This is a genomic window from Aromatoleum petrolei, from assembly GCF_017894385.1.
GTDB classification, from domain to species: domain Bacteria; phylum Pseudomonadota; class Gammaproteobacteria; order Burkholderiales; family Rhodocyclaceae; genus Aromatoleum; species Aromatoleum petrolei.
This window is the reverse complement of record NZ_CP059560.1, coordinates 3,312,360-3,328,176: the sequence shown is the minus strand read 5'-3', so window position 1 is coordinate 3,328,176 and position 15,817 is coordinate 3,312,360. Positions and strand designations below refer to the sequence as shown.

At 68.2% G+C, this 15,817-nt stretch carries 16 protein-coding genes; 7 read left to right on the top strand and 9 right to left on the bottom strand.

Annotated elements, in window-relative coordinates:
* Positions 1-200 precede the first annotated feature (200 nt).
* Together ToN1_RS15180 and ToN1_RS15175 are read left to right on the top strand one after the other, a co-directional pair.
* Positions 201-2,048: a phosphoenolpyruvate carboxykinase (GTP) gene (locus ToN1_RS15180; protein ID WP_169205831.1), complete on the top strand. Its 1,848-nt coding sequence runs from the start codon at positions 201-203 to the stop codon at positions 2,046-2,048.
* Positions 2,049-2,156: 108 nt separating this feature from the next.
* Positions 2,157-3,317 (top strand): pyridoxal phosphate-dependent aminotransferase, encoded by a 1,161-nt coding sequence (locus ToN1_RS15175; protein WP_169205830.1) that lies wholly within the window; start codon positions 2,157-2,159, stop codon positions 3,315-3,317.
* Between the two features lie 45 nt (positions 3,318-3,362).
* Here ToN1_RS15175 and ToN1_RS15170 read toward each other — a convergent pair whose 3' ends face one another.
* From ToN1_RS15170 to gcvA, 4 genes are all read right to left on the bottom strand, one after another.
* Entirely contained in the window at positions 3,363-4,091 is a 729-nt protein-coding gene (locus tag ToN1_RS15170; protein WP_244860795.1) for a transglycosylase SLT domain-containing protein, read from the bottom strand.
* A 412-nt stretch (positions 4,092-4,503) separates the two neighbouring features.
* Complete coding sequence (ampD, locus tag ToN1_RS15165) at positions 4,504-5,130, bottom strand: 1,6-anhydro-N-acetylmuramyl-L-alanine amidase AmpD (RefSeq protein WP_169205829.1); 627 nt, start codon at positions 5,128-5,130, stop codon at positions 4,504-4,506.
* A complete protein-coding gene (locus tag ToN1_RS15160) occupies positions 5,123-7,309 on the bottom strand; it encodes a YgiQ family radical SAM protein (protein ID WP_211162092.1) in 2,187 nt (728 codons plus the stop codon). Before ToN1_RS15160 ends, ampD begins: the two co-directional genes overlap by 8 nt.
* A gap of 125 nt (positions 7,310-7,434) precedes the next feature.
* Positions 7,435-8,418: a transcriptional regulator GcvA gene (gcvA, locus tag ToN1_RS15155; protein ID WP_169205827.1), complete on the bottom strand. Its 984-nt coding sequence runs from the start codon at positions 8,416-8,418 to the stop codon at positions 7,435-7,437.
* A gap of 130 nt (positions 8,419-8,548) precedes the next feature.
* Between gcvA and ToN1_RS15150 the strand changes: the two genes are divergently transcribed.
* A complete protein-coding gene (locus tag ToN1_RS15150) occupies positions 8,549-8,725 on the top strand; it encodes a hypothetical protein (RefSeq protein ID WP_169205826.1) in 177 nt (58 codons plus the stop codon).
* A 28-nt stretch (positions 8,726-8,753) separates the two neighbouring features.
* Here the strand turns inward: ToN1_RS15150 and ToN1_RS15145 are convergent, their stop codons facing one another.
* Both ToN1_RS15145 and ToN1_RS15140 read right to left on the bottom strand, forming a co-directional pair.
* Positions 8,754-9,137: a DUF2784 domain-containing protein gene (locus ToN1_RS15145; protein WP_244860794.1), complete on the bottom strand. Its 384-nt coding sequence runs from the start codon at positions 9,135-9,137 to the stop codon at positions 8,754-8,756.
* Position 9,138: 1 nt separating this feature from the next.
* On the bottom strand, positions 9,139-10,119 hold the full coding sequence (locus ToN1_RS15140) for a DMT family transporter (protein WP_169205825.1): 981 nt from the start codon (positions 10,117-10,119) through the stop codon (positions 9,139-9,141).
* A gap of 231 nt (positions 10,120-10,350) precedes the next feature.
* On the opposite strand from ToN1_RS15140, the gene ToN1_RS15135 reads away from it, so the two are divergent.
* From ToN1_RS15135 to ToN1_RS15120, 4 genes are all read left to right on the top strand, one after another.
* Positions 10,351-11,136, top strand: coding sequence for a (Fe-S)-binding protein (locus ToN1_RS15135; RefSeq protein WP_169205824.1), 786 nt, complete (start codon positions 10,351-10,353; stop codon positions 11,134-11,136).
* Positions 11,136-12,542: a LutB/LldF family L-lactate oxidation iron-sulfur protein gene (locus tag ToN1_RS15130; protein WP_169205823.1), complete on the top strand. Its 1,407-nt coding sequence runs from the start codon at positions 11,136-11,138 to the stop codon at positions 12,540-12,542. Before ToN1_RS15135 ends, ToN1_RS15130 begins: the two co-directional genes overlap by 1 nt.
* Positions 12,539-13,180 carry a LutC/YkgG family protein gene (locus ToN1_RS15125; protein ID WP_169205822.1) on the top strand — a complete coding sequence of 214 codons (642 nt, stop codon included), beginning with the start codon at positions 12,539-12,541 and terminating at the stop codon, positions 13,178-13,180. The genes ToN1_RS15130 and ToN1_RS15125 overlap by 4 nt, the downstream gene beginning before the upstream one ends.
* A 167-nt stretch (positions 13,181-13,347) precedes the next feature.
* Entirely contained in the window at positions 13,348-13,707 is a 360-nt protein-coding gene (locus ToN1_RS15120) for a hypothetical protein (RefSeq protein WP_169205821.1), read from the top strand.
* Between the two features lie 9 nt (positions 13,708-13,716).
* Here the strand turns inward: ToN1_RS15120 and ToN1_RS15115 are convergent, their stop codons facing one another.
* Genes ToN1_RS15115 through ToN1_RS15105 form a run of 3 tightly spaced genes read right to left on the bottom strand, consistent with a single transcriptional unit; the run spans position 13,717 to position 15,799 of the window.
* Positions 13,717-14,322, bottom strand: coding sequence for an acyl carrier protein phosphodiesterase (locus ToN1_RS15115; RefSeq protein WP_169205820.1), 606 nt, complete (start codon positions 14,320-14,322; stop codon positions 13,717-13,719).
* An 11-nt stretch (positions 14,323-14,333) separates the two neighbouring features.
* Positions 14,334-15,212, bottom strand: coding sequence for a LysR substrate-binding domain-containing protein (locus tag ToN1_RS15110; RefSeq protein ID WP_244860793.1), 879 nt, complete (start codon positions 15,210-15,212; stop codon positions 14,334-14,336).
* Positions 15,209-15,799 carry a DNA-3-methyladenine glycosylase I gene (locus tag ToN1_RS15105; RefSeq protein ID WP_169205819.1) on the bottom strand — a complete coding sequence of 197 codons (591 nt, stop codon included), beginning with the start codon at positions 15,797-15,799 and terminating at the stop codon, positions 15,209-15,211. Before ToN1_RS15105 ends, ToN1_RS15110 begins: the two co-directional genes overlap by 4 nt.
* Positions 15,800-15,817: the final 18 nt, after the last annotated feature.

The window sequence follows — 15,817 nt, the reverse complement described above, 5'->3', positions numbered from 1 at the left end:
AACGATGAAGCTGTTTTCCGTCGGCCTCGCTGGCGTGGCATAATATTAGGCTTTCGCCGACTGCGGTTTACCCTAGTAGTTTCCGCAAGACGGCTCAACAAGAAGGTCCTAAGGCCCGTTCAAGATCCCGCCGGGACGCGTGGCTGCGAGCTCCAGGCGGGTTACCGCTTTTGCTTCTGCAATCTGGAGAGCTTTTCACCATGACTCAACGCTTGTCCGCCGAGGCCATCCTGGCCGGCGCGCCCGCTTACATCCGCCACGCCGGCCTGAAGAAGTGGGTCGCGGAAATCGCCGCACTGACCGAGCCCGACCGGGTCTATTGGTGCGACGGATCGGTCGAGGAATACGATCGCCTGTGCGCCGAAATGGTCGAGGCGGGCATGTTGATCAAGCTCAATCCCGAAAAGCGCAAGAATTCCTACCTCGCGTGGTCCGACCCCTCGGACGTTGCCCGCGTCGAGGACCGCACCTACATCTGCTCGAAGAACAAGAGCGACGCCGGCCCGACGAACAACTGGGAAGATCCGGCAACGATGCGCGAAACCCTGAACGGCCTGTACAAGGGCTGCATGCGCGGTCGCACCCTGTACGTCGTGCCGTTCTCGATGGGTCCGCTCGGCTCGCCGATCGCCCACGTCGGCGTCGAGATCTCGGACAGCCCCTACGTCGTCACCAACATGCGCACGATGACGCGCATGGGCAAGGCAGTGTATGACGTGCTCGGCACCGACGGCGAGTTCGTGCCCTGCGTGCATTCCGTCGGCGCCCCGCTCGGACCGGGCGAGAAGGATTCGCGCTGGCCGTGCAACCCGGACACCAAGTACATCGTCCATTACCCCGAGACGCGCGAGATCTGGTCCTACGGCTCGGGCTACGGCGGCAACGCACTGCTGGGCAAGAAGTGCTTCGCGCTGCGCATCGCCTCGACGATGGCGCGCGACGAGGGCTGGCTCGCCGAACACATGCTGATCCTCGGCGTCGAGTCGCCCGAAGGCGAGAAGACCTACGTCGCGGCGGCCTTCCCGTCGGCATGCGGCAAGACCAACTTCGCCATGCTGATTCCGCCGACGTCCTTCAACGGCTGGAAGATCTACACCGTCGGCGACGACATCGCGTGGATCAAGCCGGGCAAGGACGGCAAGTTCTACGCCATCAACCCCGAAGCCGGTTTCTTCGGCGTGGCCCCGGGCACGTCGGAAAAGACCAACTACAACGCGATGGCGACGCTGAAGGAAAACATCATCTTCACCAACGTCGCGCTGACCGACGATGGCGACGTGTGGTGGGAAGGCATGAGCAAGGAAGCTCCTGCCCACCTCATCGACTGGCAAGGCAAGGACTGGACGCCGGAACTGGCCAAGGAAACCGGCCGCAAGGCGGCGCACCCGAACTCGCGCTTCACCGCGCCCGCCAGCCAGTGCCCGTCGATCGACCCGAACTGGGAAGATCCCGCCGGCGTGCCGATCTCGGCCTTCATCTTCGGCGGCCGTCGCGCGACGACCGTCCCGCTGACCTACCAGGCGTTCAACTGGAACTTCGGTGTGTACATGGCTGCCACCCTGGGTTCGGAAACCACCGCTGCCGCCTTCGGCGCACAGGGCGTGGTGCGCCGCGACCCGTTCGCGATGCTGCCCTTCTGCGGCTACCACATGGGCGACTACTTCAACCACTGGCTCCGCATGGGCCACGTGGTCGAGGACGCGCCGCAGATCTTCTGCGTGAACTGGTTCCGCATGAACGAGAAGGGCGAGTTCATGTGGCCCGGCTTCGGCGAGAACATGCGCGTGCTGAAGTGGATCGTCGACCGCGTCAAGGGCCGTGTCGCCGCGAAGGAAACGGCGCTCGGCTGGATGCCCAAGTTCGAGGACATTGACTGGACCGGCTCCAACGTGACGAAGGAAGAGTTCGAGGCCCTGACCCAGGTCGACGCCGACGCGTGGAAGAAGGAGCTCGAGCTGCACAAGGAATGGTTCGACAAGTTGCAGGATCGCCTGCCGCGCGCGCTGACGCTCAAGCGCGAGATGTTCGAACTGGCCCTGTCGGTCTGAGTTTTGCTGTCGGCCCGGGCCGGCAGAACCTGCAAAAGCGCCGCGCGTCGGCGCTTTTGCTTTTTCAGTCTCCTACAATTCCACTTTGATCGTCGCCAAGGAACACGCATGATCCCGCATCTCGCCCGCCGCACCGCCGACATCCAGCCCTTCCATGTGATGGAGCTGCTGCGACGCGCACGCGAGCTCGAAGCGCACGGGCGCGACATCATCCACATGGAAGTCGGCGAGCCGGACTTCGCGACGCCGCAGCCGATGATCGATGCGGCGACACGCTTCCTCGCGGGCGGCGACGTGCATTACACGGCGGCCCTGGGCCTGCCGCAGTTGCGCGAGGCGATCGCACGCTTCTACCACGAGCGTTTCGGCGCCGACGTCGCGCCTGAACGCATCATCGTGACACCGGGAGCCTCGGGTGCATTGATGCTGGCGCTGGCCGCGACGACGGACCCGGGCGACGAATGGCTGCTGCCCGATCCGGGCTATCCGTCCAATCGCCACCTCGTGCGCAGCTTCGAGGGCGTGCCGCGCGCGCTGGCGGTGGGAGCGGAGACGCGCTACCAGCCGACGCCCGCACAGGTAACGGGCGAGTGGACGACGGGCACGCGCGGGCTGATCGTCGCCAGCCCGTCCAACCCCACCGGCACCCTGCTCGACCAGACCGAGCTGGCGGCACTGAGGACGGCAGTGCTCGCGCGCGGCGGCACGCTGATCGTCGACGAGATCTACCAGGGCCTGACCTACGGCGTCGAGGCGAGCACGGTCCTGAAGAGCATGAACGACGTGTTCGTCGTGAACAGCTTCTCCAAGTATTTCGGCATGACCGGATGGCGTCTCGGCTGGCTCGTCGCGCCTCAGCCGTATGTACGGGAAATCGAGAAGCTCGCGCAACATTTCTTCATCTCGCCTTCGACGCCGGCGCAGCACGCCGCGCTAGCCGCCTTCGCGCCCCCGACGATAGAGATCCTGGAGGCGCGCCGGCACGAGTTCGCGCAGCGCCGCGACACGCTGCTGCCGGCCCTGCGCGAGCTGGGTTTCGTGGTGGCAGCGGAGCCGCAGGGCGCCTTCTACATCTACGCCGACATCACGCGCCTCGCGGACGACAGCGAGGCGCTCGCACAGCGCCTGATCGAGGAAGCCGGGGTCGCCGCGACACCCGGGCTGGATTTTGGCGACAACCAGCCGCGCCGCCATCTGCGCATCGCCTACACCAACCGCCGAGAACGCCTGCTGGAAGCGGCAGAACGCATCGCGCGCATGCGCGCCTGAGAAACGGGAAAATGCGGCGCGGGATCACTCACCGGCCGCCACGGATCAGACGCCGGTTTGAATCTTGGCGCGGCTCGCGGCCGTGAGAAGGCGCTTCTTCATCGCCAGCACCTTGTTCGCGTAGCTCGCGTTCGGATCCCTGAGCGCACCGCCGTAATACTGCAGCGCACCCTGCAGGCTGCCGAAGCGCTGCATGCCCTCGACGAGCACCATCGTGCCGACGCGGATGTTGAGCGTGGGATCGAACAGGGCGTCCTCGCCGGCGTTGCGGCCGATCTTGTCGAGATGGAAGCGGGGGATCACCTGCATCAGACCCTGCGCGCCCATGTTGCTTTCGGCGAAGGGGTTGAAGCTCGACTCGATCGCCATCACGGCGACGATCAGCAAGGGATCGATGCCGAGCTTGCGGCCGCTGACTTCCGCGGCGACAAGCAGTGGTTCGAGCTTGCGCGTGGAGATGTTGTAGCGCTGCGCGACGAAGTCACGTACGCCCAGCATTTCCGTTGACAGTCCGCCCGCAGATGCGATCGGTTTCGGACGCGGCATTTCGGCGGACGCCTGCAGGGCATTAGTCTGGGCGGCGTCGCCGACCGCTGCGGTTTCCGGGGCGCCGACACCAAGGTCGGCATAGCTGACGGGATCCTTCAGCAGATAGCCTGCGCCGGCGAACGCGACGAGCGCGAAGGCGGTGAGCATCAGACTGCCGTGGACGAAATGCACGAAGAACGCGGCCGCGCCGTGAAGCCTGCGGCCAGGACGAGTTGCGTGAGTCATCGGTACCTCCCTGCTGCGACCATGCCCCCGACCGCGGCGCCGACAGCGCGCCCAGGCAGCCTTCACCTGTCGATCGGAAGATCACGTCTTCAGTGGTTGTTCGAACGCGCGGTCGCAACCAGACCTCACGTCCGGCGGGGACGGGATGCGCTCTGCGGCGCTGCCCCGGGGCACCCGAATCCTGCCGGATTCACGCGCCGCCCCGCTGCCAACAATTGAACTGCGATTGAAAAAAACCGTTGCTGCGCTGCAGCAACGTCCCTACTATATTGATTTAATTGGGCTTGGTCAAGCAGGCAGACGCCTGCGAAGTCCCTCCACCCTCCTCCAGGAGGCGAAGTTTTGCACAGACACGCGCCCGCGCGGTGCGAAAAATTTGTCACAAAAGATGTAAAACATTTACTCGGAGCGTTCAGACTGGTTCGGACAACGGTCCGCAGGCCAGTTCCGGACAGCCCAGCGCCAGGCGCAGATGGGTCCAATCGAAGCATGGACCGGGGTCCGTTTTGCGCCCGGGAGCGATGTCCGAGTGGCCGGTGACCGCCTCGACGGGGTAATGCGCACGGAGCACGCGCAGCAAGGCGGCGAGACGCGCGTATTGCGCCGGCTCGAAGGGCCGGGTGTCGCAGCCCTCCAGTTCGATACCGATCGAGAAGTCGTTGCAGCGCTCGCACCCGTTCCAGCTCGACACGCCGGCGTGCCATGCGCGCGCGTCCGTGGGCACGAACTGCACCAGGCGGCCGTCGCGGCGGATGAAGAAGTGCGCCGACACGCGCAGATGGCTGATCGCGGCGTAGTACGGGTGTTCCGCGGGATCGAGGGCGTTGGTGAACAACTGCTCGACGCCCGGACCGCCGAACTCGTCCGGCGGCAGGCTGATCGCATGCACGACGATCAGCTTCACCTCGGTGCCGGCGGGGCGCGCATCGAAGTTCGGCGACGGACAGTGCTGCGCCCCTTCCAGCCAGCCGGCCGCGAGTGGGCCGAGGTCATCATCGACCTGCGCACGGGGCGCAAGCTCCGCCGTCGGCCTACGCATGGCGCTTGCCGCTGCGGGCGGGCTTGCCGCTCGCGCCCGGGCCCGAGCGTGCCGGCGCACGTCCCGCCTGCGCGCCGCGGTTGGCTGCCGCCCCCGGTCTGCCGCTTGGCTGGCGGGTGCCTGCTGCGCCCTTGGCCGGTCCGCGGCCCGCGGATGCTGCAGGGCGCTCGGTCGCGCCCAGCGGCACGCCCGGTTGATGGCGCGGCACGAGGCAGTGCGGGCCGTTGCCGATGAGGTCGGCGCGCCCCATCTGCTGCAGCGCCTCGCGGATGAGCGGCCAGTTCTCCGGGTCGTGCCAGCGCAGCAGCGCCTTGTGCAGCTTGCGGACCTTGCCCGCACGCGCGGTTTCGACGATTTCGGAGTCGGCCGACACCTTGCGCAAGGGGTTGCGCCGGCTGTGGTACATGGTCGTTGCCATCGCCATCGGCGTGGGCAGGAAGGTCTGCACCTGGTCGGGCTTGAAACCCTGCTTCTTGAGCCACAGCGCGAGGTTCACCATGTCCTCGTCGGTCGTACCGGGGTGGGCGGCGATGAAATAGGGCACGAGGTGCTGCTTCTTGCCCGCTTCCTTCGAGTACTTCTCGAACATCGCGGCGAACTTCTCGTAGGTGCCGATGCCGGGCTTCATCATCTTCGACAGCGGCCCCTCCTCGGTATGCTCGGGCGCGATCTTGAGCAGCCCGCTGACGTGGTGGGTGACGAGTTCCTTCACGTACTCGGGCGAGCGCACGGCAAGGTCGTAGCGCAGGCCCGAGCCGATGGTCACGCGCTTGACGCCGGGAATCGCGCGCGCCTTGCGGTACAGCGACACGAGCGGCGCGTGGTCGGTGCCGAGGTTCTCGCAGATGTCCGGGTACACGCAGGACAGGCGCCGGCACGAGGTCTCGATCCGCTTGTCCTTGCACGCGAGGCGGTACATATTCGCGGTGGGGCCGCCGAGGTCGGTGATGTGGCCCTTGAAGTCGGGCGTGCGGTCGCGGATCTCCTCGATCTCGCGCAGGATCGATTCCTCTGAACGGCTCTGGATGATGCGCCCCTCGTGCTCGGTGATCGAGCAGAAGGTGCAGCCACCGAAGCAGCCGCGCATGATGTTGATCGAGAACTTGATCATGTCCCACGCCGGGATGCGCGCGTCGCCATAGGCGGGGTGCGGCCGGCGCGCATAGGGTAGGCCGTACACGAAGTCCATCTCGGGGGTGGTGAGCGGGATCGGCGGCGGGTTGAGCCACACGTCGCGCCGGCCCGGCCCTTCGCCGTGCGCCTGCACGAGCGCCCGCGCGTTGCCCGGATTGGACTCCAGGTGGAACACGCGCGAGGCGTGCGCGTACATCACCGGATCGGCGCTCACGGTCTCATAGGACGGCAGGCGGACGGCGGTCTTGCCGCGGGCGGCGCGGCGCGCGGCGATGCGCTCGGCGGCGGGGACGATCTGCACCGGCTGTGCGCCGCCGCCCGTGGGCTGCGGGGCCGGCGCGGTGCGCTTCTCGTCCTCCATCGCGTAGGGGTCGGCATGGGGCTCGATGCGCCCCGGACGGTCGAGGCTCAGCGAGTCGATCTCGCTCCAATCCTCCCCCGGCAGCCAGCCCGGCTTCACCATGAAGGCGGTGCCGCGCAGGTCGCGGATCGCTGCGATCGGTTCGCCGGCGTCGAGGCGCCGCGCCAGGGCCACGAGCGCGCGCTCGGCGTTGCCGAAGATCAGCAGGTCCGCCTTGGAGTCGGGCAGCACCGAGCGGCGCACCTTGTCGGACCAGTAGTCGTAATGCGCGATGCGGCGCAGCGAGGCTTCGATGCTGCCGATCACGACGTTCGCATCGGGGAAGGCCTCGCGCGCGCGCTGCGCGTAGACCGTCACCGCGCGATCGGGCCGCTTTCCGGCTTCGGCGCCGGGCGTATAGGCATCGTCGGAGCGGATCTTGCGGTCGGAGGTGTAGCGGTTGACCATCGAGTCCATGTTGCCGGCGGTGATGCCGAAGAACAGGCGCGGGCGGCCGAGCGCGCGGAAAGGCTCGGCGCTCTTCCAGTCGGGCTGGCTGATGATGCCGACGCGAAAGCCCTGCGCCTCGAGCATCCGCCCTATCAGGGCCATGCCGAAGCTGGGGTGGTCGATGTAGGCGTCGCCGGTCACGAGGATCACGTCGCACGCATCCCAGCCGAGCGTCTTCATCTCGCTACGGGACATCGGCAGGAAGGGCGCGGGGCGGGCCGGCGGGCGGGCGCCCGCGGTGATGCTGGGGGGAGAATCGGGGATCATTGTCGCGTGCATTGTACTCGGACGCCCGAAAGCGCCGTTCGGTTCAGTTCGACTCAATGGGCGAGCGCGGCCTGCGCATCGGCCAGGCGGATGGCGTCGCGGCGGGCCTCGTCGAGCAACCAGTCGCGGAACGCGGCGACGTGGGCCCGTGGGGCCACGGCCTGCGGCGTCACGATGTAATAGGCGAACCGGCGCCGCAGGCTGATGCCGAAGGGCACGACGAGGCGGCCGGCCGCGACTTCCGCCGCAACCAGCGGCTTGGACACCAGGGCGACGCCCAGCCCGTCGAGCGCCGCGGCGATGGCGAGGCCCGAGTCGCTGAAATGCAGGCCGGCATCGGCACGCACCGCTGTTACCCCGGCCGCCTGCAACCACTCCGCCCAGGTCGGCCGCTCGCGCGTGTCGGGCACGGTGTCGTCGTGGATCAGGCAGTGACGCCGCAGGTCCGACGGCTGGCGCAGGGGGATCTTCGCGCGCAGCAGCGCCGGGCTGCACACCGCGGTGTATTCGGGTTCGAGCAACAGCTCGCAGCGATAGCCGGGATACGTGCCCGTGCCGAATCGGATCCACAACTGGCCGCCCTCGGCGCGCGCCGTGAGCGGCTCGATGCCCAGCCCGGCAGCGTCGCGGCCGTCGATGGCCTTGGTGGCGCTCGCCAGATGCAGCTCGACCTGCGGGTGCAGTTCGGCAAAACGTTGCAGGCGCGGGACCAGCCAGCGCGAGGCGAAGGACGGCGGGGCGACGACCGACAGGCGGCTGAGCGGCCGCATCGCGCGGACGGCCTCGACCGACTCGGCGATCGCGCCCATCGCTTCGCGCAACCGGGGCAGCATCGCCTCGCCTTCCGGCGTGAGCTCCAGCGCGCGCGTCAGGCGCCGGAACAGGGGCACGCCCAGATCCTCCTCGAGGCCGCGGATCTGGTGGCTGACGGCGGTCGGGGTGACGGACAGCTCCTCGGCGGCGCGCTTGAAGCTCAGGTGACGCGCGGCGACCTCGAAGGCGCGCAGGGCGTTGAGCGGCGGGAGACGGACGGCCATACGCGGACGATCACATGGATGAGTTTTTCTAAGGCATCACATGATGAACGATCGTTTGTTGCAATGCAACAAGCCCCGTACAGTCGCGTCCATGCCCTCACGAAGGGCTGCAACGTCAAGGAGCCGCACGATGGACAAGGACTATCTCTTCTACCAAGGCCGAATCCGCGAAGCGCAGCGTCTGCGCAACGAAGCCCTGGGCCAGATCCTGGCCGACGGCTGGCACGGTACAAAACGCCTGGTCACCCGCATTGCACGGGTCGCGGTCAGCCTGCTGCTGGGCGTGCGTCACCCCCAACCCCACTGAAGCGCACGGCGCCTCACGAGGGCGCCGGTCACTCGCCCGCCCTGCGCCTCCGACGCAGGGCGACGATGCCGTACACAAGCGCGTTGACCGCCAGCACCAGCATACCGAGCAGGAGCTGGACCCGGGGCGTGAGGCCCGCGGGATAGATCAACGGGATCAGGTAATGCTCGATGAAGCCGCCGCGGTAATCCACGCCGCCCGCCGCCAGGCGCAGCGTCTTTTCGAGCGGGGTCAGCGGACAGGTCCAGCCGATCAGTTCGATGGCCGCGCCGTAGGCGGCCACTGGCAGATGCGCCCACTTCGCGCGCGGCCAGCGCAGTGTCAATAGGCCGCCGAACACCACGAAGGCGATGAAGAGCGCGTGCACCAGCACGACGAGATCGGCGGCCATCAGCGCGAGCACGCTTTTCACCTCAGGATCCGGTTGCGGCCGGTCGGAACACGCGCACCCCGAGCAGGACGCCCGCGACCAGCAGCACGATGCCGGCCGTCTCGCCGGGGCCCGGCCAGCGGTCGTACCACAGGAAAGCATAGAGCAGCGCCGCCAGCGTTTCGAACACGATCAGCTGACCGGCGAACGCCGGCGGCAGCAAGTGGCTTGCGCGGTTCCATAACAGGGTGCCGAGCCACGAAGCGGCAAGACCCACAACCAGCATCAGCCCGACGAAGGCCAACGGACGCGGCCCGAACGGCCACTCGAATGCCTCCGCCGGCGCCGTCACGCCTTCCCACAGCGCGAACGCGATCGCCGCAGCAAGCGCGAGCGGCAGCGTCACGAGGCCTTGCGCGGTCGCCCAGGGGCGTGCGAGGCCCGTACCGCGGGCACGCAGCCAGCGTGCGTTGCGAATCGGATACCAGGTCCACGACGCGAGCGCGACGGCGGCCAGCACCAGGCCGGCCACGTAGCGCAAGCCGCCGCGGGCGCCCTGCCCACCCGCACCGGTTGCATGCGCGGTGGAGTCGAACTGCACGACCACGAGGCCGGCGAGGATCACCACCAGCGGCAAGGCGAGGCGCCGCCACGCGACGACGTCCGCAGCGTTGCCGGCGCGGCGCTCGGTGAGGTTCGCGCAGATCGCGATCACGACCGGCAGCGTGCCGATCATCAGCGTCGGCACCGGGGCGCCCGCTAGCTGGATCGCGCTCGCGAGGGTGGTGTAATAGACGAGATTGCCGACCAGCGCGAGCTTTCCGGCCTCGATCCAGTCGGCGCGCGAGAGCCGTGCCAGTGCCGCGCGGTCCATCCAGGCGAGCGCGACGGCGAGGACGCCGAAGGCGATGTAGCGGCCGAACGCGAGCACGATGCCGGGGTAGTCCCCGAGCATCAGCGGGACGACGAAAACGAGTCCCCACAACATCCCCGCACCGAGCGCCGCGAGCAAACCAGCGAGCATGGATTCCTTCCCCGGATCGAAGGCGCGCAGTGTGCCACGCAAAGTCGGTGCGCGGATGCGGGGAAACCCTGAGCGCGCGCGATTCGGGCACGGCAGCTGCTATGCTGACCAGGACATGAATCGGGCTCATCACAGGCCTGAAAATCCCTCGCTGCACGCAGGCGCGGAGCTTGTTAACATCGCGCCACCTCGTTCCAGAAAATTTCCGAACATGAACCGGAGACCTCCCTCATGACCGAATCGCCCACCCGCGGGCCGCGCGTCGGACTGTTCGCCACCTGCCTGATGAACGTGTTCCGGCCGAACGTCGGCTTCTCGGCGGTGAAGCTCCTCGAAGACGCCGGCTGCATCGTCGAGGTGCCTGCAAACCAGACCTGCTGTGGCCAGCCCGGCTACAACAGCGGCGACTACGACGCGGCGCGCGCACTCGCCCGCCAGGTGATCGAAGCCTTCGAGAATTACGACTACATCGTCGGGCCGTCCGGCTCATGCATGGCGACCATCCGCCACGACTACCCGGTGCTGTTCCAGGACGACCCGGTGTGGCTGCCGCGCGCGCAGGCGCTGTCGGAGAAGGCCTGGGAGCTGCTGTCCTTCCTCGCCGACGTGCTGCATGCGGCGCCGTCCGATTCGCGCTACGAAGGCACGGTCACCTACCACGACTCCTGTTCAGGCCTGCGCGGCCTGGGAATCAAGGGGCAACCGCGCGCACTGCTCGGCGAGGTCGACGGCCTCAAGCTCAAGGAGATGGAGGACAGCGAAGTGTGCTGCGGCTTCGGTGGCACCTTCTGCGTGAAGTACCCGGAGATCTCCGAGAAGATGGTCGAGGACAAGGTCAGGAACGTACTCGCCTCGGGCGCCGACACGCTGGTCGGCGGCGACTTGGGCTGCCTGATGAACATCGCCGGACGACTGAAGCGCGTCAACGCGCCGGTGAAGGTCTTCCACACCGCCGAAGTGCTCGCCGGCCTCGCCGACGGCCCCGGTCTCGCAGGCGCCGCGAAGGAGAGCGAGTGATGGAGATCCGTTCGAAGGAATTCAAGCGGCGCTCGGTCTTCGCGATCCACGACGCGAACCTGCAGACGGCGCTCGGCCGCGCGCGCTACGGCTTCGTCGGCAAGCGCGCGCTGCAGGTCGCCGAACTGCCGGAATTCGAGCGCCTGCGCGAGGAAGCGAAAAACACCAAGAATCACATCCTCGACAACCTCGACCATTACCTCGAGCGCTACGAGGCGGCCGTGACGGCCGCCGGCGGCCAAGTCCACTGGGCACGGGACGCCGAGGAGGCGCGCGAGATCATCCTCGACATCTGCAAGCGCGTGGACGCCAAGACCGTCACCAAGGGCAAGTCGATGGTGTCCGAGGAGATCGGCCTCAACGAGGCGCTGATCGAGAATGGCATGGAAGTGGTCGAGACCGACCTGGGCGAATACATCATCCAGCTCGCGCACGAACCGCCCTCGCACATCATCGCGCCGGCCGTGCACAAGACCAAGGACCAAGTCTCCGACCTCTTCGAGGCCGCCCACGGCGGGCCGCGCAAGACCGAGGTGCCGGACCTCGTCAATGAGGCGCGCCAGGTGCTGCGCGACAAGTACTTCAAGGCCGACGTCGGCATCACTGGCGGCAACTTCCTCGTCGCCGAAACCGGCTCGTCGATCATCGTCACGAACGAGGGCAACGGCGACCTGACGCAGACGCTCGCGAAGGTGCACATCGTCACCTCCGGCATCGAGCGCGTCGTGCCGACGCTCGACGACGCGACGCTGTTCCTGCGTCTGCTGGCGCGCAGCGCGACCGGCCAGGAGACCGAGACCTACACGACGATCTCGACCGGCCCGCGCCGCGCCGACGACCTCGACGGCCCCGAGGAGTACCACGTGGTGCTGGTCGACAACGGCCGCTCGAAGATGCTCGCCGGGCGCTTCAAGGAGATGCTGCGCTGCATCCGCTGCGGCGCCTGCATGAACCACTGCCCGGTGTATGGCGCGGTCGGCGGCCACGCCTATGGCTGGGTGTATCCGGGGCCGATGGGCTCGGTGCTCACGCCGCTGATCAAGGGCCTGGACAACGCCTACGATCTGCCCAACGCCTGCACGCTCAACGGGCGCTGCGCCTCGGTATGCCCGGTGAAGATCCCGCTGCCGGACCTGTTGCGCGAGCTGCGCCACATGCAGCACCAGCAGGACATCACGCCGGTGATGCAGAAGCGCGCGCTGAAAGTGTGGCGCTATGTCGCGACACGGCCGAAGCTCTACCACGCGCTCGAACAGGTCGGGGCACGCTTCCTGTCGGCGATCGCGAAGAACGGCAGCATCCGCCGCCTGCCGCTCGCGAGCGGCTGGACCGATGTGCGCGACCTGCCGGCCCCGGCGGGACGCACCTTCCTGGAACTGTGGCAAGGCAAGCGAGGCCAGAAATGACTGCTGCAATGAACGCCCGCGAGGCGATCCTCGACTCCGTCCGCTCCGCGCTGCGGCGCGGGCCGCTCGACGACGCACGGCGCGCCGAACTCGACGCGCGCCGCCCGCAGCACACCCGCCCGGCGCAGGACGAGGAACTCGTCGCGCGCTTCATCCGCAAGTTCGAAAGCCGCGCCGGCACGACCACGCGCGTCGCGAGCCGGGCCGACGTGCCGGCTGCGGTCGAAGCCTATCGCGCCGCCAAGGACCTGCCCGCACGCGCCGCGGTCGGCGCCGCACTGAACGATCTGGCGTTTCCGGGTCTCGAGATCCATCACAACCCGGCCGGCATCGACGAGACGATGGCCGTGTCGCAGGCCCTGTGCGGCATCGCCGAGCCGGGCAGCCTGATGATGGCCTCCGGTCCGGCAAGCCCGATCACGCACAACTTCGTGCCCGACGACCACGTCGTCGTGCTCGACGCGAACGCGATCGTCGGCCACTTCGAGGAGGCCTGGGAGATCCTGCGCGCCCGCCCCGAAGGCATGCCGCGCGCGACCAACATCATCTCCGGCCCCTCGCGCACGGCCGACGTCGAGCAGACCATCCAGCTCGGCGCACACGGCCCGCGCCGCGTGCATGTGATCATCGTCGGCTGAGGCCGGCAGGCACGCCCGGGGGCCGTTTCAATGCTCCCGGGCTAGCCCGTTTCATGCATATCCGCTTACAACTCGGCGACAACTTCTCCGGTCGATCTCGCGTTTAATGCGCATGGGGACAACGGTACGCGCTGCGTGACGGTGTCCGGTTCGTCAGGAGAAGAATCATGAAATCGAAAGCCCTCAAACTGCTTGCTGCGATGATCGCCGGGGGTGCCCTGATCGCTGCCACGCCCGCCCATGCCGACCGCGACCACTGGCGCGACGACGGTTACCGCGAGTGGCGCGGCGACGGCCACCGCCACGGCCACTACAAGAAATTCCGCGACCGCGAACGGGTCGTGATCCGCGAACGGATCGTCGAGCGCCGCCCGGTGGTGCGCGAATACCGCTACTACGAGCGCCCGATCGGCTACTACGCCCCCGCGCCGGTGTATGCCCCGGTGTACGCGCCGCGCATCTACCCGCGCGATCCTGCAATCACCATCGGCGTCGACATCCCGCCGCTGGTCATTCCGTTGCGCTGACGCAACACTTCAAAACGCCCGCTCGCCGGGTCCGCGCAGGGCCCGGCGCTCCGCGGCGAACGCTTCCGCCGCGGCGATGAATTCGAAGAAATCCGCCTCGAAGCCCGCGTAGTCGGCGAAGAGTTCCGCGCCGCTGCCGGTCAGCGGATTCGCTCGGCGCAGCCTGTGCGCCATGCGGTCGAGCGCCATCGCGACGACGTCCGCCGAGCGGTAACTCCCCAGCCAGTCCGATTCGCGCATGCGCGGCAGGATTACCGCGAGCCGCGGCGGCAGCAGCGCGCCGTTGGCGTCCATCAGCGCATACATCGCCGCGCTGAAGCGCTCGAGCGGCTCGTCGTGGTAGCGCTCCCAATGCCGCGCGAGGAAGTGGTCGTAGAACATGTCGACCATCACCCCGGCGACGCGACGCCGCTCCGGCGACACCCGTGCACGGCTGCGCAGGAAGGCGGGATGGGTTTCGGCGAAGAGGTCGATCTGGCGATGCAGGCGCACGCCTGCGGCGAGGTCCGGCGGCAGGCCGGCCGGCAACGGCCCTTTCACGAAGTCGCCCATCAGCCCACCGAGGCGGTCCGCGGGGGCTTCGCCGGCGAGCCAGGCGTGCGCGAGGAAATTCATGTCGGTTTTGCCTAGGCGAATGCGGCTGCGAGCCAGTCGATGAATCCCTGCACCACCGCGCGCTTGCTCTGCGCCGGCGTGCTCACCGCGTAGTAGGTGAACGGCGCCGGCGCGGACACACCGAAGAGCGGCACCAGCCTGCCGGTCTCCACCCACGCAGCCGACAGTCGCCGCGTACACACCGCCGCGCCCAGACCGGCCGCGGCAATCTCCATCAGCATGCCGAGATCGTTGAACACCGCACCGCGCTCGGGCTCCGCCCAGTCGAGACCGGCCGCGAGGAAGCACGGCCGCCATGGCAGCAGCGGCGAGCGCAGCAATTCCAGGCCGGCGAGATCGGCCATGCCGGCCGGCGCATGCGCGGCCACCCACGACGGCGCGGCGAACGGCACCATGGTGTCGTCGAAGAGCTTGCGCACGACCCGCTCCGGGTAGTCGCCGCGCCCCCAGCGCACCTCGACGTCAGCCGCCTCCGCCGTGACATCCTGCAGCGGGATCGACAGGTGCGCCTCCAGTTCCACTTCGGGGTGGGCGCGCAGGTATTCGGGCAGGCGCGCCATCAGCAACTGCCGCGCGAAGGTCGGCGGCAGCGACACGCGCAGGCGCTCGCGCTCGGGCCGCAGCACGGCACCGGCCTGCGCGAGCCGGTCGAAAGCCGCGCGCACGCTGTCGAGGTACAGCCGCCCGGCGGTGGTGGGCCGCACCCCGCCCGGGCCGCGCTCGAACAAGGCGGTGCCGAGCTGGGTTTCAAGTTGGCGGATGCGGTGGCTGACGGCGCTTGGAGTCACGCACAACTCTTCGGCCGCCGGCGCGAAACCGCCCAGGCGCGCGGCCGCCTCGAAGGCCGCGAGCGCGTGCATCGGCGGCACGTGGCGTAGCGGTGCGCTCACGCCCGGCTCCGCAGGCGCGCGAGATCAGCGACTTCGCGGTGGCGCGGGCAGGCGACGACGTGATCGTTGGTCATCCCTGCGGCCTGCATCAGCGCGTAGCAGATCGTGCTGCCGACGAATTTGAAGCCGCGCGTCTTGAGCGCCTTGCTCATCGCGTCGGACTGCGGCGTGGTCGCGGGAATCTCGGCAAGCGCGGCGAACGCATTCTGCACCGGCCGGCCGTCGACGAAGCCCCACAGCCAGGCGGCCGGGTCGATGCCGGCGTCCAGCAGGTCGAGCCAGGCGCGCGCATTGAGGATCGCCGCGTCGATCTTCGCGCGGTTGCGGATGATGCCGGGGTCGGCCAGCAGTTCCGCCTTCTTCGCGTCGTCGTAGCGCACGACGCGCTCGGGGTCGAAACCGTCGAACACCGCACGGTAGCGCTCGCGCTTCCGCAACACGGTGATCCACGACAGCCCCGCCTGCGCACCTTCGAGGACGAGGAATTCGAACAGCGTGCGCGCATCGTCGGTCGGCACACCCCATTCGGTGTCGTGGTAGTGGACGTAGAGCGGGTCATTGCCCGCCCAGGCGCAGCGCTCGGTCATGTGCTTCCTCCGGTGGGC

Coding starts and splice junctions, on each gene's coding strand:
- ToN1_RS15180 (WP_169205831.1), top strand. CDS start 201: ATGACTCAACGCTTGTCCGCCGAGGCCATCCTGGCCGGCGCGCCCGCT.
- ToN1_RS15175 (WP_169205830.1), top strand. CDS start 2,157: ATGATCCCGCATCTCGCCCGCCGCACCGCCGACATCCAGCCCTTCCAT.
- ToN1_RS15170 (WP_244860795.1), bottom strand. CDS start 4,091: ATGACTCACGCAACTCGTCCTGGCCGCAGGCTTCACGGCGCGGCCGCG.
- ampD (WP_169205829.1), bottom strand. CDS start 5,130: ATGCGTAGGCCGACGGCGGAGCTTGCGCCCCGTGCGCAGGTCGATGAT.
- ToN1_RS15160 (WP_211162092.1), bottom strand. CDS start 7,309: ATGTCCCGTAGCGAGATGAAGACGCTCGGCTGGGATGCGTGCGACGTG.
- gcvA (WP_169205827.1), bottom strand. CDS start 8,418: ATGGCCGTCCGTCTCCCGCCGCTCAACGCCCTGCGCGCCTTCGAGGTC.
- ToN1_RS15150 (WP_169205826.1), top strand. CDS start 8,549: ATGGACAAGGACTATCTCTTCTACCAAGGCCGAATCCGCGAAGCGCAG.
- ToN1_RS15140 (WP_169205825.1), bottom strand. CDS start 10,119: ATGCTCGCTGGTTTGCTCGCGGCGCTCGGTGCGGGGATGTTGTGGGGA.
- ToN1_RS15135 (WP_169205824.1), top strand. CDS start 10,351: ATGACCGAATCGCCCACCCGCGGGCCGCGCGTCGGACTGTTCGCCACC.
- ToN1_RS15130 (WP_169205823.1), top strand. CDS start 11,136: ATGGAGATCCGTTCGAAGGAATTCAAGCGGCGCTCGGTCTTCGCGATC.
- ToN1_RS15125 (WP_169205822.1), top strand. CDS start 12,539: ATGACTGCTGCAATGAACGCCCGCGAGGCGATCCTCGACTCCGTCCGC.
- ToN1_RS15120 (WP_169205821.1), top strand. CDS start 13,348: ATGAAATCGAAAGCCCTCAAACTGCTTGCTGCGATGATCGCCGGGGGT.
- ToN1_RS15115 (WP_169205820.1), bottom strand. CDS start 14,322: ATGAATTTCCTCGCGCACGCCTGGCTCGCCGGCGAAGCCCCCGCGGAC.
- ToN1_RS15105 (WP_169205819.1), bottom strand. CDS start 15,799: ATGACCGAGCGCTGCGCCTGGGCGGGCAATGACCCGCTCTACGTCCAC.